The 18946-nt window shown below is 70.3% G+C and carries 17 protein-coding genes; 5 read left to right on the top strand and 12 right to left on the bottom strand.

Annotation, left to right across the window (positions count from 1 at the left end):
- Nucleotides 1–954 (bottom strand): UDP-glucuronic acid decarboxylase family protein, encoded by a 954-nt coding sequence (locus tag ACGFW6_RS21830; RefSeq protein ID WP_393512186.1) that lies wholly within the window; start codon nucleotides 952–954, stop codon nucleotides 1–3.
- 252 nt (nucleotides 955–1206) lie between these two features.
- On the opposite strand from ACGFW6_RS21830, the gene ACGFW6_RS21835 reads away from it, so the two are divergent.
- Complete coding sequence (locus ACGFW6_RS21835; RefSeq protein WP_393512189.1) at nucleotides 1207–2694, top strand: oligosaccharide flippase family protein; 1488 nt, start codon at nucleotides 1207–1209, stop codon at nucleotides 2692–2694.
- Here ACGFW6_RS21835 and ACGFW6_RS21840 read toward each other — a convergent pair.
- Nucleotides 2688–4100 (bottom strand): sugar transferase, encoded by a 1413-nt coding sequence (locus ACGFW6_RS21840; RefSeq protein ID WP_393512191.1) that lies wholly within the window; start codon nucleotides 4098–4100, stop codon nucleotides 2688–2690. The two genes, ACGFW6_RS21835 and ACGFW6_RS21840, sit on opposite strands and share 7 nt — an antisense overlap.
- Before the next feature lie 503 nt (nucleotides 4101–4603).
- Here ACGFW6_RS21840 and ACGFW6_RS21845 point away from each other — a divergent pair.
- Genes ACGFW6_RS21845 through ACGFW6_RS21860 form a run of 4 tightly spaced genes read left to right on the top strand, consistent with a single transcriptional unit; the run spans nucleotide 4604 to nucleotide 9101 of the window.
- Nucleotides 4604–5767, top strand: coding sequence for a glycosyltransferase family 4 protein (locus ACGFW6_RS21845; RefSeq protein WP_393512193.1), 1164 nt, complete (start codon nucleotides 4604–4606; stop codon nucleotides 5765–5767).
- A 57-nt stretch (nucleotides 5768–5824) separates the two neighbouring features.
- Nucleotides 5825–7210 (top strand): O-antigen ligase family protein, encoded by a 1386-nt coding sequence (locus tag ACGFW6_RS21850; RefSeq protein WP_393512195.1) that lies wholly within the window; start codon nucleotides 5825–5827, stop codon nucleotides 7208–7210.
- The gene (locus ACGFW6_RS21855; protein WP_393512197.1) at nucleotides 7207–8280 is read left to right on the top strand and encodes an NAD-dependent epimerase/dehydratase family protein; all 1074 of its coding nucleotides are present in this window, start codon (nucleotides 7207–7209) and stop codon (nucleotides 8278–8280) included. The genes ACGFW6_RS21850 and ACGFW6_RS21855 overlap by 4 nt, the downstream gene beginning before the upstream one ends.
- An 11-nt stretch (nucleotides 8281–8291) precedes the next feature.
- Complete coding sequence (locus ACGFW6_RS21860) at nucleotides 8292–9101, top strand: WecB/TagA/CpsF family glycosyltransferase (RefSeq protein ID WP_393512199.1); 810 nt, start codon at nucleotides 8292–8294, stop codon at nucleotides 9099–9101.
- Here ACGFW6_RS21860 and pqqE read toward each other — a convergent pair whose 3' ends face one another.
- The 10 genes from pqqE to rpsG form a co-directional block, all read right to left on the bottom strand.
- Entirely contained in the window at nucleotides 9102–10232 is a 1131-nt protein-coding gene (gene pqqE / locus ACGFW6_RS21865) for a pyrroloquinoline quinone biosynthesis protein PqqE (RefSeq protein ID WP_393512201.1), read from the bottom strand.
- Complete coding sequence (pqqD, locus tag ACGFW6_RS21870) at nucleotides 10229–10501, bottom strand: pyrroloquinoline quinone biosynthesis peptide chaperone PqqD (protein WP_393512204.1); 273 nt, start codon at nucleotides 10499–10501, stop codon at nucleotides 10229–10231. The genes pqqE and pqqD overlap by 4 nt, the downstream gene beginning before the upstream one ends.
- Nucleotides 10498–11235 carry a pyrroloquinoline-quinone synthase PqqC gene (gene pqqC, locus ACGFW6_RS21875; protein ID WP_393512207.1) on the bottom strand — a complete coding sequence of 246 codons (738 nt, stop codon included), beginning with the start codon at nucleotides 11233–11235 and terminating at the stop codon, nucleotides 10498–10500. The genes pqqD and pqqC overlap by 4 nt, the downstream gene beginning before the upstream one ends.
- The gene (gene pqqB / locus ACGFW6_RS21880; protein WP_393512210.1) at nucleotides 11232–12131 is read right to left on the bottom strand and encodes a pyrroloquinoline quinone biosynthesis protein PqqB; all 900 of its coding nucleotides are present in this window, start codon (nucleotides 12129–12131) and stop codon (nucleotides 11232–11234) included. Before pqqB ends, pqqC begins: the two co-directional genes overlap by 4 nt.
- Nucleotides 12132–12139: 8 nt before the next feature.
- Entirely contained in the window at nucleotides 12140–12280 is a 141-nt protein-coding gene (pqqA, locus tag ACGFW6_RS21885) for a pyrroloquinoline quinone precursor peptide PqqA (RefSeq protein WP_393512213.1), read from the bottom strand.
- A 48-nt stretch (nucleotides 12281–12328) separates the two neighbouring features.
- The gene (locus tag ACGFW6_RS21890; protein WP_393512216.1) at nucleotides 12329–13435 is read right to left on the bottom strand and encodes a PQQ-dependent sugar dehydrogenase; all 1107 of its coding nucleotides are present in this window, start codon (nucleotides 13433–13435) and stop codon (nucleotides 12329–12331) included.
- Between the two features lie 223 nt (nucleotides 13436–13658).
- Nucleotides 13659–14759 (bottom strand): PQQ-dependent sugar dehydrogenase, encoded by a 1101-nt coding sequence (locus tag ACGFW6_RS21895; RefSeq protein WP_393512219.1) that lies wholly within the window; start codon nucleotides 14757–14759, stop codon nucleotides 13659–13661.
- 202 nt (nucleotides 14760–14961) lie between these two features.
- Entirely contained in the window at nucleotides 14962–16155 is a 1194-nt protein-coding gene (tuf, locus tag ACGFW6_RS21900) for an elongation factor Tu (RefSeq protein ID WP_030046358.1), read from the bottom strand.
- A gap of 154 nt (nucleotides 16156–16309) precedes the next feature.
- On the bottom strand, nucleotides 16310–18436 hold the full coding sequence (gene fusA, locus ACGFW6_RS21905) for an elongation factor G (RefSeq protein WP_030046357.1): 2127 nt from the start codon (nucleotides 18434–18436) through the stop codon (nucleotides 16310–16312).
- A 38-nt stretch (nucleotides 18437–18474) separates the two neighbouring features.
- The gene (gene rpsG, locus ACGFW6_RS21910; protein ID WP_003992340.1) at nucleotides 18475–18945 is read right to left on the bottom strand and encodes a 30S ribosomal protein S7; all 471 of its coding nucleotides are present in this window, start codon (nucleotides 18943–18945) and stop codon (nucleotides 18475–18477) included.
- Nucleotide 18946 lies beyond the last annotated feature (1 nt).

The raw sequence follows: 18946 nt of genomic DNA on the forward strand, positions 1-18946 counted from the left end.
TCAGCTCTCCCCGGTCACGTCGTCGCACGTCCGGCCGCGGAACCACTCCACCGTCCGCCGCACGCCCAGCTCGACCGGAACTTCCGGATGCCAGCCGAGATGTGCGCCGGCGCGTCCGATGTCCGGGCGACGGCGGACCGGGTCGTCCACGGGGAGCGGGTGGTACTGGACCTCGGAGTCCGAGCCGGTGATGCCGAGGACGAGGTCGGCGAGGTCGGACACCGTCCACTCCTCCGGGTTGCCGAGGTTGACGGGGCCGGTCTCGCTGGAGTCCAGCATCGCCACCAGGCCGCGGACCAGGTCGCTCACGTAGCAGAAGCTGCGGGTCTGCTTGCCGTCGCCGTAGATGGTCAGCGGTTCGCCGCCCAGGGCCTGGGCGATGAAGCTGGACACGACCCGGCCGTCGTTCGGGCGCATGCGCGGCCCGTAGGTGTTGAAGATCCGGACGATGCCCACGTCGACGCCGTGGGTGCGGTGGTAGGCGAACGAGACGGCCTCGGCGTACCGCTTGGCCTCGTCGTAGACGCTGCGCGGACCGATCGGGTTGACGTTCCCCCAGTAGCTCTCTTCCTGAGGATGGACCAGCGGATCGCCGTAGACCTCGCTCGTGGACGCCAGGAGGAACCGGGCGCCTGTGCGCCGGGCCAGTTCGAGGGCGTTCTCGGTGCCCCGGCTTCCCACGGCGAGGGTCTGCAGGGGCATCCGCAGATAGTCCGGCGGTGACGCGGGGCTGGCGAGATGAGCGACGGCGTCGAGCTGACCGGGGACGTCCGCGACCACGCTCACGTCGGCATGGATGAATTGGAAGGCGGGATATTTCCGCAAGTGCGCGATGTTCTCGGGCCGCCCCGTGCTCAGGTCGTCGAGGCACACCACGGCGTCTCCACGCCGCAGCAGCGCCTCACACAGATGCGAACCCAGAAAACCGCCCCCACCCGTCACGGCAACGCGCATGGCTTTTCTCCAGATACAGGAAAAGGAGGGACGTGCTCACACAGAGCCTCGAAAGGATATAAGCGGATGTTCGCTCTCTTCGGCGTGCGGCAAAGGCTGTGCACTGTTTGGCGGACACGCCACGGAGGACAGGAATTCGGCGTTACGGCGAGACAATCCACGTTGCTGCGATCCGGCCGATCACTCGCACGTGTGATGGAGCGCCCCGCGCGTCGCGCATTTCGCCGCGCAGGGTGACTGGATCCTGTCCCCATGTCGCAGCTGACGTCCGTCACGGTCCGGGGAATGCGCTGGACCTATCTCGCCGGCGCGGCAAGCGCCGCCGTCCAGATTCCCTACGCGGCCGCGATGGCCCGGCTGCTCACGCCCGAGGACTTCGGTCTGATGGCCCTGGCCTACCTGGTGCCGCGTTTCGCCCACCACTTCGCGCAGGGCGGCCTGAGCTCCGCGGTGGTCCAGCGGCCCTCACTCACCGACCGGGACCTACGCGTGATCTTCGCCCTGGCCCTCACCGTGGGCGGCTGCTGCTCCGCGGCGGTCTGGCTCCTCGCGCCGTACGGCACCGAGCTGATCCGTGGCCCGGCCGAACTGACCGGCATGATCCGGGCACTCGCCCTGGGTCTGCTGATCGCGGCTCTGGGCGCCCCCGCCACCGGACTGCTGAGCCGCGGTATGCGCTACCGGGCGGTCGCCGTCGCCGACTTCTTCTCGTTCGCCGTCGGCCATTGCGCCGTCTCGATCTGCTCCGCGCTTCTCGGCGCCGGCGTGTGGAGTCTGGTCTACGGCACGCTCGGCTGGGCTCTGCTGCAGACTCTGCTGTCCTACGCCCTCGTCCGGCACTCCCTGCGTCCCCTGTTCGACGTGCGGGCGATGCGGGAGGTGATGCGCTTCGCCGGCAAGGTGTCGGTGAACGGCTTCCTTGAGTACCTCACCGCGGATCTGCCCAAGCTCGCCATCGGCCGCCACGTGGGTGTCGCCGCCGCCGGACTCTACGACCGCGCCGCGCTGCTGGCGTCGTTTCCGCTGCAGCAGGTCCAGCAGGCGGCGAGCAAGGTGCTGCTGCCGGCCCTCAGCCGCATCCAGCACGAGACCGGCCGGCTCGCCTCCTCCTACGCCGACGCCACGTCCGTGACCGCGCTCGTCCTGTTCTCCCTGTGGGCGGTGATCGGCGCGAGCAGCGAGCAGTTGGTGGCCCTGCTGCTCGGCGGCCAGTGGCGGGGCAGTGCGGACCTGGTCCCGCTTCTGGGTCTGGTCAGTGTGCTCAGCCTGGTGGCGCAGTTCTCGGGCACGCTGGTGGAGGCGATGGGTTCGGTGGGACGCAAGGTGCTCATCCATCTCGTGCAGCTGCTGGTTCTCGTCGCCGGCACCGCCGTCGCGCTTTCCCTGGGTCACGGCATTCTGGGCGTGATGACGGCGATGCTGGTGAGTCAGCTCGTCAAGCAGGCCCTGTTCTCCTTCTGGCTGAACCGGCTCTTCCCCGCCGCTCGCCGGCCGGTCGCGCAGGCGTACGCGCAGGCTGTCGCCCTCTCCGGCGTGATCTGGTGCGCCCTGTGGTCCGTTCAGCGGGCACTGCAGGGAACCTGCCCCGTGCCGGTGATCCTCGCGGCCAAGCTCGCGGTCGCCGCCGTGGTGGCGCTTTCCTGCGTGCGGTACGGCACGGCCCTGCACGGTGTCCGGGTCGCCCGGGAACGCGGGCTGCTGCCGGCCGCGCTCACGCGCCCGCCGGCCCGGGGTCAGTAGGCGCCGTTGCCTTCGACGACGGCGCGCAGCGTGCGGGAGAGGATGCCCAGGTCGACGCCGGGAGACCAGTTGTCGACGTAGTGCAGGTCCAGGGCGACGGTCTCGTCCCAGGACAGGTCGGAACGCCCGCTGACCTGCCACAGACCGGTGAGCCCCGGCTTGACGCTCAGCCGCCGCAGCTCCACCTCGTTGTACTGCGCGACCTCTTCGGGCAGCGGCGGCCGAGGTCCCACCAGGGACATGTGACCCTGCAGCACGTTGACCAACTGGGGCAGCTCGTCCAGCGAGAACCGGCGGAGCACGCGGCCCACCCGCGTGGTCCGGGGATCGCGGCGCATCTTGAACATCAGGCCGTCGTGTTCGTTGGTCTTCGCGAGCTCGTGCTTGAGCTGTTCGGCGTCGGCGACCATGGTGCGGAACTTCGCCAGGGTGAAGCGGCGGCCCTGATGGCCGACGCGGACCTGGCGGTGCAGGACCGCCCCCGGCGAGTCCAGCCGTACGGCGACGGCCACCGCGGCGAGCACCGGGGCGAACAGGACCAGCAGCACCGCGGCGCCCACACGGTCCAGCACGTTCTTCACGAGGAGGGCGGCGCCCCGGGCGGGCGGAGTCACCTGCAGCGTCGTCAGGCCGGCCAGGGTCGAGACGGTGACGCGGCGCTGTACCACCTCGGTCAGACCGGGGACGACGACGAGCGGGCAGCCGTCCTCGTGCAGGGCCCAGGACAGCCGTCGCAGTCGCTCGGCGGCCATGGTCGGTCCGGACACGACGAAGGCCAGATCCACCTCCAGCTCGCGGACCGCGGCCAGTACCGGCGCGGAATCGTCGGACAGATGTGTGGGAAGCCGCGGGGCCAGCCGTGCCGCGACCGGGGCGATCAGGTTCGGGGCACCCTCACCGATGGGGCACACCCCGACCACCACGAACTCGTGGTCGGTGCGGCGGGAGAGACGGTTGACCAGGCCGTTCAGGGCGGTGGTCTCCCCGATCACGAGGGCCCTGCGGACACCGCGCCCGTCACGTCGCCGGGCCAGCAGATGGCGGTGTGTCAGGGCCTGGCAGGTGCCGGTGAAGGCGAGGCACATGACCAGGGCGGACGGCACGAGAGGGAACGGGGAGTCCTCACCCGTCGCCGCCCTCACGACGGTGAGCAGTCCCACCAGGACCATCCCGTCCCGCAGCAGGGGCCGGGCGCGGCCGCGTTCCCCCAGGGCGCGCCACGTGTACCGGGTGCGCGCGGCCCGTACGAGGACCCAGGCCACGGCCACGGCCGTGGCGTACCACGCGGCGTGCGCCTCACCGAAGAGACGGAAGGCGGTGTACACGGGTACGGCCGCGCCCACCGCGTCGACCGCGACGGCGGCCGGCGCGTACCAGGCCGGCTTGCCGCGCCGTCTTCGCCGCACGCGGGACGGCCCCCCGCCGGGACGCATCCGCGTGCGCCCCGGCAGCGGGACATGAGGCACCTCTCCCCGAACAGTCACTGCCACCATCTCCAACCGGCTCCAGCGGATCACTTGGGGTCCATGCGCCTGTCCATGGGATGAAGCCGGCGACGGTGGCCGTGAGGACCAGGGCCTCGGGCGAGGCGCGGCAGGCTGCGGACGGCATCGAGTCTGTCCGACGCACCCACGGCGGGACGGCCGGCGACGCTCATCACAACAAAACGATCACCCGATGAGCAGCATCGGCATCCCGAACCGGGTGCCGAACACCGGGCACGGGTTCGCTCGGCCAGGCGGGTGGACTCACCGCAACCGCCCCACCCAAACGTCACGGAGAGTCATCGACTGCGGAACGCTGTCCGGTATGCCCGAGTTGATGTGTGACGGCCGGAGGAACTAGTCGTGGCTGATACCGATGCGGTGGCACCCAGGACGGCGGGCGCCACGACCGAAGGCACGTCGCCATGAGGATCGCGGTGGTCCACAGCTTCTACACGGCCGCGACGCCCAGCGGGGAGAACGCGCTCGTACGGGATCAGGTGCGCGCGCTCGGCCGGGCGGGCCACGAGGTGGAGCTGTTCGACGCCCACACCGACGACCTCGCGCGTGACCCGCTCTATCCGCTGCGCGCGGCGGCACGTGTGGCGTCCGGCCGGGGCAGCAACCCGCTGGCCCGGCTGCGTGCGTACGCCCCCGATCTGGTGCACGTCCACAATCTCTTCCCCAACTACGGCCGATCCTGGGTACGGCACTGGTCGGGCCCGCTCGTGGCGACCCTGCACAACTACCGGCCGATGTGCGCCGCGGCGACCCTGTACCGAGCGGGGTCGGTGTGCACACGCTGCCCCGACGGCGACCGCTGGGCGGCCCTGCGGTACGGCTGCTACCGCGACTCCAGGGCGGCGACACTGCCGCTGGCCTGGGCCGGACGGCACGGCCCCGCACACGACCCGTTGCTGGCCCGCGCGGACCGGCTCGTCGTGAACTCCCGGCTGAGCGAGCGGACGTACCGGGACGCCGGTGTACCGGCCGAGCGCCTGCTGCTCGTCCCCAACTTCGTCGACGCGCCGCTGTCCGGCGACACCCCTGGCCCCGACAACGGCCGCTGGCTCGTCGCCGCGCGTCTCTCGGCGGAGAAGGGCGTCCTGGAACTGCTGCAGCAGTGGCCGGCCCACGAACCGCTGGACGTCATCGGCGACGGCGACCTCCTCGCCGCCTGCCGGGCGGCGGCCCCCGCCTCCGTCCGCTTCGTCGGTCAGCTCGACCGGGCGGAACTGTGCCGGCGGATGCCGTCCTACCGCGGCCTCGTCTTCCCCAGTCGCTGGTACGAGGTCCAGCCCTGTGTCCATGTCGAGGCCCTGGCGGCCGGGCTGCCGGTCCTGGCGTTCGAGGGCTCGTCGGTGGCCGAGGCGGTACGGGACCACGGCACCGGCCTGGTCACGAGGTGGAGCGAGCCGTTCGGTCCGGTCCTGGCTCAGGCGGCCGCCCGCTTCCCGGGGCTGCGCGACCACTGCCGTCGGGTCTACGCCGACCACTTCACCGAGCAGGCCTGGCTCAACCGCATCTCGGAGGCGTACGAGGAGGCGGCGCATGTCGCCCATGGCCGCGTCGCGGCGCCCAGCTCGTAGGAGGGCCTGCGTGGACAGGCGGGCGAGCGAGGGCGCTACGTGACAGCGAGAGTGGACATGGCGTATCCGAGAACCGACGTGGCCGCGCGCCCGCCCGCGCACCACCGCCCGCCGGGGCCCCCGGCGGGCGGACCGGGCGCCTCCGCGGACCGCAGGCTGGTCGCCGGCGTGGTCGCGGTCACCGTTCTGCTCGCCGGGAGCCGCTGGGGTTCACACATCCATGTCGGGCCTCTCTACATCGGCGACGTCCTGCTGTGTGCCGCCTTCCTGACCGCCACCTGGACGGCGTTGCTCTCCGGGAAGGAGACGAAGCGTGTCCACGGGCCGGGCATCCTCGTCCGGCTGCTGCTGCTGGTGACGGCGTTCCGGCTGCTCACCGTGCAGGACGACCTGCGGGTGGCCCTGCGGGACGCGGCGCCGTTCGCCTACGTGGCCATCGCCTGTCTCTCCGCGGGCGCCTACCAGAGAGTGGGTGAGCGCGGCCGGGAGCGCACGGTCCGGCTGCTGCACGGGGGACTGCTGCTGCACCTGGCGTGGATGGTGGTGGCCACGCTCGCACCGGGCTTCGTCGCGACCCTGCCCACCGTGGGCAGTACCCGCGTCTTCGAGATCAGGACCGACTTCGACGTGGCGGTGCTCGGTGTGCTGGCGGGCCTGTCGATCCTGCGGATGAGGCGGGGCCGGATCTGGCTGCACGCGTCAGTGACGGCCGCCGCGCTGGTGACGGGCCTCGCCCAGGTGAACAGAGCCGGGCTCTTCTCGTGCTGTGCGTGCGTCCTGGTGGCCGTCATGCTCCGGGTGGGCGGCGACGGTCGCCTCCGGCTCCGCGCGGTGGTGCTCGGCGCGATCGCGGTCCTCGCCGCGGTCGCGGTGCTCCCGATCTCCCCGGCCGGCCAGCGCCTCCTCGCGCTCAACAAGACCGCCACGGCGTCCTCCGAACTCGTGGAGAACGCGCACGGCACCACCCGCGCCCGGCTGATCGCGTGGGAGCGGGTGGTGACCTACACCCTCGACGATCCGGTGCGTTCGGCCGTCGGCGTGGGCTTCGGGCCGGACTTCCTGCAGCAGTCCAACGGTGATCTCCCCATCGGCCGGGGGATGGGTGTGCGCTCCCCGCACAACTACCTGGTCACGGCCTTTGCCCGGCTGGGCTTCGTCGGCCTCACCGTCGTCGTCGCCCTGCTGGCGAGTCTGGTGACCATCGCTGTCAGAACCGTCCGCAGAGGGCCGCCCGACGAACTGACGTCGTTGTGCGTGCTGGTGGTGGTCTCCCTGCTCATCGTCGCCCTGCTGGGCGTCATCCTCGAGTCGCCCTTCGGCGCCGCGCCCTTCTTCTGGGCAGCCGGAATCCTCCTCGCCGGCGAACGGTCGCGGCGGGCCCGCGTCCGACGGGAGCCGGAACGGCATCCCCTGGTCAGCTCTCCTCAGGAGGCGATTGCATGAGTGTCGCGGTGGTGACCGGCTCGGCCGGCCTGATCGGTGCCCAAGCGGTACGGCACTTCGCGCGCTTGGGCCTCGATGCCGTCGGCATCGACAACGACATGCGCGCACGGTTCTTCGGACACGAAGCGTCGACCGCGTGGAACGTGCGGCGGCTGTCGGCGGATCTCGGCAGCGCCTACACGCACCACGACGTGGACATTCGTGACCGGGACGCGCTGGCGGCCGTGTTCCGGAAGTACGGCCGGGACATCGCCGTCGTCATCCACACCGCGGCGCAGCCCTCCCACGACTGGGCGGCACGCGACCCCCTGCTGGATTTCGACATCAACGCCGGCGGCACCCTCAACGTGCTCCAGAACGTCCGCGAGCACTGCCCCGACGCCCCGCTGATCCACTGTTCCACCAACAAGGTGTACGGCGACCGCCCCAACTCCCTGCCGCTGGTGGAGCGGGAGACGCGCTGGGAGATCGCCGAAGATCACCCCTACGCCGGCGGCATCCGCGAGGACATGTCGATCGACGCCTGTCTGCACTCGGTGTTCGGCGCCTCCAAGGTGGCCGCGGACATCATGGTCCAGGAGTACGGCCGCTACTTCGGACTCAGGACCGCGTGCTTCCGCGGAGGCACCCTCACCGGCCCCGGCCACTGCGCCACGGAACTGCACGGATTCCTCGCCTATGTGATGCGCTGCGCCATGGAGGGACGTACGTACCGGCTCATCGGTTACAAGGGCAAGCAGGTGCGGGACGCCATCCACAGTCATGACGTGGTCACCGCGTTCGAGGCGTTCTTCCGCAACCCCCGCAGCGCGCAGGTGTACAACCTCGGCGGCGGCCGGCATTCCAACTGCTCCAATCTCGAGGCGATCGCCCTGGCCGAAAGGATCACGGGCAACGAGGTGCGGATCGAGCACGTGGAAACTCCCCGCACCGGCGACCACATCTGGTGGATCAGCTCCAACGCCCGTTTCGAGGCGCACTATCCGCAGTGGCGGCTGACGTACGACATCCCCATGATCATGAACGAGATCCACGAGGCCAACACGGACCGATGGACGCCGGCCCGGTGAGGGAGGAGCAGATGACGCCGGGGCCGGGGAAGAGGAACGTGCTGGGCGTCCTCGTCGACGCGACCACCTATGCCGCGGCGACGGACGCCGTGCTCGCCGCTGCCCGGGAATGCCGCCCGTTCGCCGTCACCGCGCTGGCCGTGCACGGCGTGATGACCGGCGTGCTGGACCGGGAGCACGGCGCCCGCCTCAACTCCTTCGACCTGGTGACCCCCGACGGCCAGCCCGTGCGCTGGGCACTGAACCTGCTGCACGGCACGGCCCTCCAGGACCCGGTGTGCGGCCCGGACCTGACGCTGCACGTCCTGCGTGCCGCGGCCGACGAGGGCCTGCCGGTGTATCTGTACGGCTCCACGGAGTCGACGCTGGAGAGTCTCGCGCTGCGCCTGGAGAACACCCTGCCCGCGCTGAAGATCGCCGGCCGTGAGGCGTCCGGCTTCCGCACCGCACGACCGGGCGAGGACATGGAGATCGCCGCGCGGATCACCGGATCCGGGGCCCGGCTGGTCCTGGTCGGGCTGGGCTGCCCACGCCAGGAGACGTTCGTGCACGCCATGCGCCCGCTGCTGCCGATGCCGCTGCTCGCCGTCGGTGCCGCGTTCGACTTCCACGCGGGAAATCTGCGCAGAGGGCCGCTGTGGATGCGCCGGCACGGGCTCGAGTGGCTGTGGCGGCTGTGCCTGGAACCGCGCAGGCTGTGGCGCCGGTACGTGGTGCTCAACCCGCACTACCTGCTGCTGCTCGCGGCCCAGTGGGCCCGGCTGAGGCCGGCCGTCCCGCCGCCCCCCGCTACGGACACACAGGTCGCGTTCCCGGTGTGATCAGCTCAGCCCGACCGCCTCGGGCCGGGCGGGTGCGCGCCGCGTGATGCGCTCGTGCCCGTCCGTGGCCCCGTCGGCCAGCTCCCGGATCAACCCATGGTCCGGGGAGAGTCCGCAGGCGGGATCCGTGCGGGCGGCGTCCCCCGTGAGCGCGTAGGCCTGGCAGCGGCAGCCGCCGAAGTCCTCCTCGCGGCGGGAGCAGCTCCGGCAGGGGTCGGGCATCCAGTCCGTGCCGCGGTAGCGGGTGAACGCCGGGGAGCGGTCCCAGATCCAGTCCAGCCGGTGGTCGCGGACGTTCGGGGGATCCAGGTCCGGCAGCGCGGCCGCGGCCGGGCAGGGCAGGACCGTGCCGTCAGGGGTGACGGTGAGCGAGACCGCCCCCCAGCCGCCCATGCACGGCTTGGCCACGCCGTCGAAGTAGTCGGGTACCACCCACACCAGCTCGGGGCCGGCCGGAAGCCGCTCGCGCCACCGCCGCACCGCCTCCTGCGCCCCGGCGAGCTGCTCGCGGGTGGGCAGCAGCGCGGCGCGGTTCAGCAGGCCCCAGCCGTAGAACTGCGCGTTGGCCAGCTCGACGCGGTCCACGCCCCAGGCCCTGCCCAGCTCGACGAGCGCGTCCAGGGCGTCGAGGTTCGCGCGGTGCAGGACGACGTTCAGGCCGAGGGGCAGGCCCGCGGCCCGCACCAGCTCGGCGGCCCGTTCCTTCTCGGCGAAGGACCGGCGCCCCGCGATGCGGTCGGAGGCGCGCGGGTCGGCGTGCTGCACGGACAGCTGGACGCTCTTCAGTCCGGCGGCGACGAGTGCGGCCAGGCGCGACTCGCTCAGGCCCACACCGCTGGTGACCAGCTGGGTGTAGATGCCCGCCGTCTCGGCGGCGGCGACGATCTCCGGCAGGTCCCGGCGCAGCAGCGGTTCGCCTCCCGACAGATGCATCTGCACGACGCCGAGTTCTCCCGCCTGGCGCAGCACGTCCGCCCACTGGTCCGTGGTCAGCTCCCTCGAACGGCGGGTCAGTTCAAGGGGGTTGGAGCAGTAGCCGCAGTGCAGCGGACAGGCGTGGGTGAGCTCGGCGAGCAGCGCCCAGGGGCGGGCCGGAGCGGCCGGGCCGGGGCTCGGGTCGGTCGGGGTCATCGCAGCCAGCCCTCCTCGCGCAGCCGCTCCAGGAACGGGGGCACGTCGGTGGCCACCGGCGCGCCGGGGAAGCGTCCGGCCAGTTCCGCGACGATGTCGCCGACGCCGCGGGAGCCGTCGCACAGGCCGAGCACCGCGACGGCCGAGCCGGTGAGGACGCCGACGCGCTCGGGGAGGAGCAGCAGGTCGGCGTGCCGTACGGGGTCGTGGCGGCGGACGGTGCCGGAGGCCAGGGCGGGCCGCCAGTCGGTGCCGGGCGGCGCGCTCACTCCCGCTCCCCGTCGCCCGCGCCGTCCACGGTGTCCAGCAGGGACCACAGGACGTCGCACTTGAAGCGCAGCGCGGCCACGGCCCGCTCCTGGTCGTCGCGGGTGCCGGCCCAGCGAAGCACCAGGTCGAGGGCCTCGCGGCTGTCGCGCCGACCCTGGGAGACCCGGGTGCGGAAGTAGGCGAGGCCGTCGGCGTCGATCCACGGGTAGTGGCGCTCGAAGGCGTCGATGCGGGTGCGCATCAGGTCCGGGGCGGACAGTTCGGTGAGCGAGGCGGCGACGGCTTCGAGGAGCGGGCGCAGCCGGCAGAAGTTGACGTATCCGTCGACCGCGAGGCGTACGCCCGGCAGTACCGCGTCGCCGCTCAGCAGCGTCTCGCGGTCCAGGCCCGCCGCCTCGCCGAGCCGCAGCCAGCGCTCGATGCCGCCCTCGCCGCTCTGCGAGCCGTCGTGGTCCTGGATGCGGCGCAGCCACATCCGGCGCAGCTCGGAGGTGGGCAGCTTGGCGGTGATGAGGGCGTCCTTGACGGGGATGTGGCGCTGGTAGTGGAAGCGGTTGACGATCCAGCGGCGCAGTTCCCCGGGATCGAGGTCGCCGCTGTGCATCCGCAGGTTGAAGGGGTGCCGGTCGTGATAGCGCTCCTCCCCCACCGCCCGCAGGCGTGCCTCGAACTCCGCGGGGCTCCAGGGCTCCGCGGCCGGTGCGCGGGGCGTGTTCACAGCTGCCGTGCTCATGGCTCGATCACCATCCCGTCGTGCGCCACCTCGATGCCCAGCCGGGCGAGCCGCTTGTGCTGGGGTGCGGCCGGGTCGACGAGGGGGTTGGTGTTGTTGAGGTGCGTGTACAGGCACCGGGCGGAGAGCGGGGCCAGCCGTTCGGCGGTGCCGCCCGGACCGTCGATGGGCAGATGACCCATGCCGGTGGCGGTGCGGGAGGAGATGCCGGTGCGCCGGGGCTCCTCGTCGTCCCAGAACGTGCCGTCGACGATGACGCAGTCGGCCTCGGCGGCGGCCTGCTGGAGGCGGTCCGGCCAGGCGGCCAGCGCCGGGGCGTAGAGGACCGAGGCGCCGGACGACGGGTCGTACAGCCGCAGCGCGACGACCCAGGCGTCGTCGTCCGGGGCGTCGGCGGCGTACCGCGGGCGCTTGCCGGAGACGGGGATGCCGCTGATCTGCAGGCCGGACGCCGTGCCGTCCAGCGGTTCGGCACCGTGCGCGGGCAGCTCCCGCCAGGCCACGTCGGTGTACGGCGCCAGGACCTCGCCGAGCCGCAGGCGCTCCAGCAGCGCCCCGCGGACCGGGGCCGTCGCCCGCACCTGGAAACCGTCGGCCTCGCGCAGCCGGGCGAGGCCGAGGGTGTGGTCGAGTTCGGCGTCGGTGAGGATCACGCCGGCGAGCGGGGTCTGCCGGGGGCCGGGCCCGGGGTGGAGTTCGGGCCGTTCCTCGATCTGGTCGCCGATGTCGGGGGTCGCGTTGACGACGTACCAGCGGCCCTCGCCGGTCCGCACCGCGAGGGAGGCGTGCCGGCGGCGCCGGTGCGGGTGGGCGCGTGCCCCGGAGCATCCGGGGCACGCGCAGTTCCACTGGGGGATGCCGCCGCCGGCGGCAGTGCCGAGTACCAGCAGCAGCATGGCAGCGGCTAGCGGGTGCTGAGCGAGTAGGCGGTGACCTCCAGCGCGGTGTCCACGACCTCGAAGGCGGGAGCCTGCCAGGTGGCGTCGTCCGGCTGCGCCGAGGTGGCCTGCTCGACCGGCTTCAGCGGTTCCTTGGTCTCGTGCATCGGTCGTACGTCCCTTCTGTCGGGGATACTCGGGGGAAGGGGCCGGGTTCACTTGATCGGGACACGGAGGATCTTGTCGTTGCCGTACCCCAAGTCGCTGGTGCCGACCCACAGTTCGTCCGCGCCGGGCACCTTGGCGATGGCGCGGAGCCGGCCGTATGTGCCGGGGTAGAAGGAGGTCTTCGTGCCGAGGCGTTCGCCGGTGCCGTCGATCGGGACCCGCCACAGCCGCTGCCCGCGCAGCGACGACACGTACAGCACGTCGCGTACGACGGCGAGCTGGGCCGGGACGCCCTTCTCGGGGCTGAACGTGGCCTTCGGGTTGGTCATGCCCTTGGCGGAGCAGACGCCCTCGCAGGTGGGCCAGCCGTAGTTGGCGCCGCGCTTGATCAGGTTCAGCTCGTCGTGGGTCTGCTGCCCGATCTCCACCGACCACAGCCGGCCCTTGCGGTCCCAGGCCAGGCCCTGCGGGTTGCGGTGGCCGTAGCTGTAGACGTGGTTGCCGAACGGGTTCCCGGGCGCCGGCTTGCCGGACTTCGTGATCCGCAGGATCTTGCCGTTGACCGAGCGCTTGTCCTGCGCGAGCTTGGGCTGGAGGGCCTCGCCGGTGGTGACGTAGAGGTACTTGTCGGGGCCGAAGGCGATCCTGCCGCCGTTGTGGTCCCCGCCCCGCCGGATGCCGGTGAGGATCGGCTTGTAGTGGCGCAGCGAGCGGCCGTCGTAGTCCATCCGCACCACACGGGTCTCGCTCTTGGTGGTGTGCATGAAGAACACCTGCTGGTCCTTCCTGCCGTCCCACGTCGGCGACGGAGCCACGCCCAGCAGTCCGCCGGCGCCCTCGTCATAGGGTTCCGGGACGGTGTACGGCACCTCGCCGACCCACTTCTTGGTGCCGTTCCGGTCCAGGCTGTAGACCTGGTAGGACAGGCGCTCGGTCACCAGGGCGGTCCGGCCGTTCGGCAGGAACGAGATGCCCCAGGGGGTGTGCCATCCCTTCGACAGCGTCTTGACGCCGGCCGGTGCGCCACCGTCGACGGCGGCCGGAGCGGCGGTGACCGGCTGGGCCAGGGCGGTCGCCAGCAGCGTGGCGGCGGTGGCGAGCACGGCAGCACCGAACCGGGAGGGATGCCGCGTCGAGCGGCGTATGTCGGTCATGTGGACGTCCTTCGTCGTTGCTCGATGTGACGGCTGAAGCGGCCGCCGGCCGACGGTGACGGCTGGGCGGCACCGGCCGACGGTGACGACGGCCAGGCGGTACCGGCCGAGGGTGACGGCTGGGCGGCACCGGCCGACGGTGACGGCTGGGCGGGCGACACCGGCCGACGGTCAGCGGCGGCCGAGCAGAGCTCGTCGACGGTCACGCGACGGCCGAGCGGCGCTAGCCGACGGTCACCCGGAGGATGCGGTCGCCGCCCGCGACTCTCGCGGTGCCCAGCCAGAGCTCGTTCCTGCCGGGGACCTTGGCGAGGGCACGCAGCGCGTAGCCCGAGAAGACCTTGGTCTTCTCGCGGTCGCCCCTGCCCTTCAGCGCGGCGGTGATGGGGACGCGCCAGAGCTGATAGCCCCGCAGCGACGACACGTAGAGGTTGTCGCCCACGACGGCGACCTGGGCAGGGGCCGTGGTGTGGTCCCAGGTGGCCTTCGGGTTGGTCATGCCCTTGGCGGAGCAGACGCCCTCGCAGCTGGGCCAGCCGTAGTTGGCGCCGCGCTCGATCAGGTTCAGCTCGTCCTTGGCCTCCTGCCCGATCTCCACCGACCACAGCCGGCCCTTGCGGTCCCAGGCCAGGCCCTGCGGATTGCGGTGGCCGTAGCTGTGGACGTGGTTGCCGAACGGGTTCCCGGGCGCCGGCTTGCCGGACTTCGTGATCCGCAGGATCTTGCCGTTGAGCGAGGTCCTGTCCTGCGCGAGCCTGGCGTGCGTGGCCTCGCCGGTCGCGACGTAGAGGTACTTGTCGGGACCGAAGGCGATCTTCCCGCCGTGGTGGTTGGAACCCCGTTTGAGGCCGCCGAGGACGACGCGGTAGCCGCTGAGCGACTTGCCGTCGTAGTTCATCCGCACCACCCGGCTCCCGGTCGCCGTGGTGTGCATGAAGAACACCTGCTGGTCCTTCCTGCCGTCCCACGTCGGGGACGGAGCGACACCCAGGAGCCCGCCCTTGGCGGCGTCACCGGGCTGGAGGACGGCGACCTTCGGCACCTTGCCGATCAAGGTCCGGCTGCCGTTGTCGCGCAGGCGGTAGACACGGGCGCTCTCGTTCTCCGTCACCAGTGCCGAGCGCCCGTCCGGCAGGAAGGAGATGGCCCACGGATTCGACCAGCCCGTGGAGAACCTGGCCACGTCGACGGCGGGCCGCGGAACGAGATCCGTGGCCGCGGCGGTCGTGGACGGCACCGCACCGGCCAGCAGAGCGGCCGCGGCGGTGAGCGAGGTTATGCAGAACCGGGACGAGTACCGCACCCAGTGACCTGAATGTGCCATGCCGACACCTTTCTTGATTCCTCACAGCAATCTTTGCGAGGCGTGATCGGCATGCCACTCGGGGTGAGCCGCGAGGGTGAGACCGCGACCGGCCCGCACCGCGTGACCCCCCTTCGGAAACAGCGAAAGGGCCCGTACGACCGAAGTCGTACGGGCCCCTTCAGGAGCTCGCGCTGGAGCTACCAGGTCAGACCGACAAGATTTACTTGTTGATCTTGGTGACCTGGCCGGCGCCGACCGTCCGGCCACCCTCACGGATGGCGAACTTCAGGCCCTCTTCCATGGCGACGGGCTGGATGAGCTCCACCTTCATCTCGGTGTTGTCACCCGGCATGACCATCTCGGTGCCCTCGGGGAGGGTCACGACGCCGGTCACGTCCGTCGTACGGAAGTAGAACTGCGGACGGTAGTTGTTGAAGAACGGCGTGTGGCGGCCACCCTCGTCCTTGGACAGGATGTAGGCCTGGGCCTCGAACTCGGTGTGCGGCGTGACCGAACCGGGCTTGATGATGACCTGGCCGCGCTCGACGTCCTCGCGCTTGATGCCACGGAGGAGCAGACCGACGTTCTCACCGGCCTGGCCCTCGTCGAGCAGCTTGCGGAACATCTCGATGCCGGTGACCGTGGTGGTGGTCTTCTCCTGCTTGATGCCCACGATGTCAACGGTCTCGTTGACCTTCAGGACACCACGCTCGATACGGCCGGTGACGACCGTACCGCGACCGGTGATCGTGAAGACGTCCTCGATCGGCATCAGGAACGGCTTGTCGACGTCACGCTCGGGCTGCGGGATGTTCTCGTCCACGGCCTTCATGAGCTCGAGGACGGTGTTGCCCCACTCCTTGTCGCCCTCAAGGGCCTTGAGCGCCGAGACCTTGACGACCGGCAGGTCGTCGCCCGGGAACTCGTACTCGGAGAGCAGCTCACGAACCTCGAGCTCGACGAGCTCCAGGATCTCCTCGTCGTCCACCATGTCGGCCTTGTTCAGGGCGACGACGATGTACGGAACGCCGACCTGGCGGGCCAGGAGCACGTGCTCCTTGGTCTGCGGCATCGGGCCGTCGGTGGCGGCGACCACGAGGATGGCGCCGTCCATCTGGGCAGCACCGGTGATCATGTTCTTGATGTAGTCCGCGTGACCGGGGCAGTCGACGTGGGCGTAGTGACGCGTCTCGGTCTGGTACTCGACGTGCGCGATGGAGATGGTGATACCGCGCTGGCGCTCCTCGGGAGCCTTGTCGATCTGGTCGAAGGCCGAGGCCTCGTTCAGGTCCGGGTACGCGTCGTGCAGCACCTTGGTAATGGCGGCCGTAAGGGTCGTCTTACCGTGGTCGATGTGACCGATGGTGCCGATGTTGACGTGGGGCTTAGTCCGCTCGAACTTCGCCTTCGCCACGGGGTCCTCCTGTGGAGTGGTTCTGAACGCCTTGCTTCATCGGCGCCAGGTGATCTTTGCTGGAAAGCCCGGGCCCGAGGGCATTCCCCCACGAATGCGGGTGAATGCCCCTCCAGGCTCCGGAGTCAAGCCTAAAGCGTGTGAACGCGGAGCGTTACTCGCCCTTGGCCTTCGCGATGATCTCCTCGGCGACGTTCCGCGGAACCTCGGCGTAGGAGTCGAACTGCATGGAGTAGCTGGCCCGGCCGGACGTCTTGCTGCGCAGGTCGCCGACGTAACCGAACATCTCCGAGAGGGGCACGAGGCCCTTCACGACGCGAGCACCCGCCCGCTCCTCCATGGCCTGGATCTGGCCACGGCGGGAGTTGATGTCGCCGATGACCTCACCCATGTAGTCCTCGGGCGTGGTGACCTCGACGGCCATCATCGGCTCGAGCAGCACGGGGCTGGCCTTGCGCGCGGCCTCCTTGAAGGCCTGCGAGCCGGCGATCTTGAACGCGAGCTCCGAGGAGTCGACCTCGTGGTAGCCACCGTCGATGAGGGTGACGCGCACGCCGGTCATCTCGTAACCGGCGAGGATGCCGAACTGCATGGCCTCCTGCGCACCGGCGTCGACCGAAGGGATGTACTCCTTCGGGATACGGCCACCGGTGACCTTGTTCACGAACTCGTACGAGGCGTCGCCGCCCTCGATCGGCTCGATCGCGATCTGCACCTTGGCGAACTGGCCGGTACCACCAGTCTGCTTCTTGTGCGTGTAGTCGACGCGCTCGACGGCCTTGCGGATCGTCTCGCGGTAGGCCACCTGCGGCTTGCCGACGTTGGCCTCGACCTTGAACTCACGGCGCATACGGTCGACCAGCACCTCGAGGTGCAGCTCGCCCATGCCACCGATGATGGTCTGGCCGGTCTCCTCGTCCGAGTGGACCTGGAAGGAGGGGTCCTCCTCCGCGAGACGCTGGATGGCGACACCCAGCTTCTCCTGGTCACCCTTGGACTTGGGCTCGATGGCGACCTGGATGACCGGCGCCGGGAAGTCCATGGACTCCAGGATCACCGGCTGCTTGTCGTCGCTCAGCGTCTCACCGGTGGTGGTCTGCTTCAGGCCCATGACGGCGACGATGTCGCCGGCGCCCACCGACTCGATCTCCTCACGCTTGTTCGCGTGCATGCGGTAGATCTTGCCGATGCGCTCCTTCTTGCCCTTGACGGAGTTCAGCACGGCGGTGCCGGACTCCAGGCGACCGGAGTAGATCCGGACGAAGGTGAGCTTGCCGAGGTGCGGGTCGCTCATGATCTTGAAGGCCAGAGCCGACAGGGGCTCCTCGTCGGACGGCTTGCGCTTGACGACGACCTCGGGGTCCTTGACGTCGTGGCCCTCGATGGCCTCGACGTCGAGGGGGGTCGGCAGGTAGCGCACGACCGCGTCGAGCAGGGGCTGGACGCCCTTGTTCTTGAACGCGGTGCCACAGAACACCGGGGTGACCGTGGTGTCGCTCGACTTGCCGGACGCGATGGTGATGCGACGGATCGCGGCGTACAGCTGCTCCTCGGTGGGCTCCTGGCCCTCCAGGTACAGCTCCATGATCTCTTCGTCGTTCTCGGCGACGCCCTCGATGAGCTTGCCGCGGTACTCCTCGGCAGCCTCGGTGTGCGTGGCCGGGATGTCGACGACGTCGTACATCTCGCCCTTGGCGGCCTCGGCGGACCACACGAGCGCCTTCATGCGGACCAGGTCCACGACGCCCTTGAAGTCGGCCTCGGCGCCGATCGGAAGCTGCATGACGAGCGGCTGGGCGCCCAGGCGGTCCGAGATCATGTCCACGCAGCGGTGGAACTCGGCGCCGGTACGGTCCAGCTTGTTCACGAAGCAGATACGCGGCACGCCGTAACGGTCGGCCTGACGCCACACCGTCTCGGACTGCGGCTCGACACCGGCGACACCGTCGAACACCGTCACGGCACCGTCGAGCACACGCAGGGAGCGCTCCACCTCAACGGTGAAGTCGACGTGCCCCGGGGTGTCGATGATGTTGATGGTGTAGTCGTTGTCCTCGAGCGGCCAGTGACAGGTGGTCGCAGCAGACGTGATCGTGATGCCACGCTCCTGCTCCTGCTCCATCCAGTCCATGGTGGCAGCGCCGTCGTGGACCTCACCGATCTTGTAAGACACACCGGTGTAGAACAGGATCCGCTCGGTGGTGGTCGTCTTGCCCGCGTCGATGTGGGCCATGATCCCGATGTTGCGGACCTTGGCCAGGTCAAGTGAAGTGGTAGCCATAGTGGCTCAGTCTTCTCTCGGTCTCGATGGGGTAGCGACTACCAGCGGTAGTGCGCGAAGGCCTTGTTGGACTCGGCCATCTTGTGCGTGTCCTCGCGCTTCTTGACGGCCGCACCGAGGCCGTTCGAAGCGTCGAGAAGCTCGTTGAGCAGACGCTCGGTCATCGTCTTCTCGCGACGGGCGCGGGAGTAACCGACGAGCCAGCGCAGCGCGAGCGTGTTGGCACGACCGGGCTTGACCTCGATCGGAACCTGGTACGTCGCACCACCGACACGGCGGGACTTGACCTCGAGGGTCGGCTTGATGTTCTCCAGCGCGCGCTTCAGCGTGATGATCGGGTCGTTGCCCGTCTTCTCACGCAGACCCTCCATGGCGCCGTAGACGATGCGCTCGGCGGTGGAGCGCTTGCCGTTCAGCAGCACCTTGTTGATGAGCGACGTGACAAGAGGAGAACCGTAGACCGGGTCGATGATGACCGGGCGCTTCGGGGCGGGGCCCTTACGAGGCATT

It is taken from the genome of Streptomyces sp. Y7 (genome assembly GCF_043195415.1).
GTDB lineage: Bacteria > Actinomycetota > Actinomycetes > Streptomycetales > Streptomycetaceae > Streptomyces.

Coding starts and splice junctions, on each gene's coding strand:
- ACGFW6_RS21830 (WP_393512186.1), bottom strand. CDS start 954: ATGCGCGTTGCCGTGACGGGTGGGGGCGGTTTTCTGGGTTCGCATCTG.
- ACGFW6_RS21835 (WP_393512189.1), top strand. CDS start 1,207: ATGTCGCAGCTGACGTCCGTCACGGTCCGGGGAATGCGCTGGACCTAT.
- ACGFW6_RS21845 (WP_393512193.1), top strand. CDS start 4,604: ATGAGGATCGCGGTGGTCCACAGCTTCTACACGGCCGCGACGCCCAGC.
- ACGFW6_RS21850 (WP_393512195.1), top strand. CDS start 5,825: ATGGCGTATCCGAGAACCGACGTGGCCGCGCGCCCGCCCGCGCACCAC.
- ACGFW6_RS21855 (WP_393512197.1), top strand. CDS start 7,207: ATGAGTGTCGCGGTGGTGACCGGCTCGGCCGGCCTGATCGGTGCCCAA.
- ACGFW6_RS21860 (WP_393512199.1), top strand. CDS start 8,292: ATGACGCCGGGGCCGGGGAAGAGGAACGTGCTGGGCGTCCTCGTCGAC.
- pqqE (WP_393512201.1), bottom strand. CDS start 10,232: ATGACCCCGACCGACCCGAGCCCCGGCCCGGCCGCTCCGGCCCGCCCC.
- pqqC (WP_393512207.1), bottom strand. CDS start 11,235: ATGAGCACGGCAGCTGTGAACACGCCCCGCGCACCGGCCGCGGAGCCC.
- pqqB (WP_393512210.1), bottom strand. CDS start 12,131: ATGCTGCTGCTGGTACTCGGCACTGCCGCCGGCGGCGGCATCCCCCAG.
- pqqA (WP_393512213.1), bottom strand. CDS start 12,280: ATGCACGAGACCAAGGAACCGCTGAAGCCGGTCGAGCAGGCCACCTCG.
- ACGFW6_RS21890 (WP_393512216.1), bottom strand. CDS start 13,435: ATGACCGACATACGCCGCTCGACGCGGCATCCCTCCCGGTTCGGTGCT.
- ACGFW6_RS21895 (WP_393512219.1), bottom strand. CDS start 14,759: ATGGCACATTCAGGTCACTGGGTGCGGTACTCGTCCCGGTTCTGCATA.
- fusA (WP_030046357.1), bottom strand. CDS start 18,436: ATGGCTACCACTTCACTTGACCTGGCCAAGGTCCGCAACATCGGGATC.
- rpsG (WP_003992340.1), bottom strand. CDS start 18,945: ATGCCTCGTAAGGGCCCCGCCCCGAAGCGCCCGGTCATCATCGACCCG.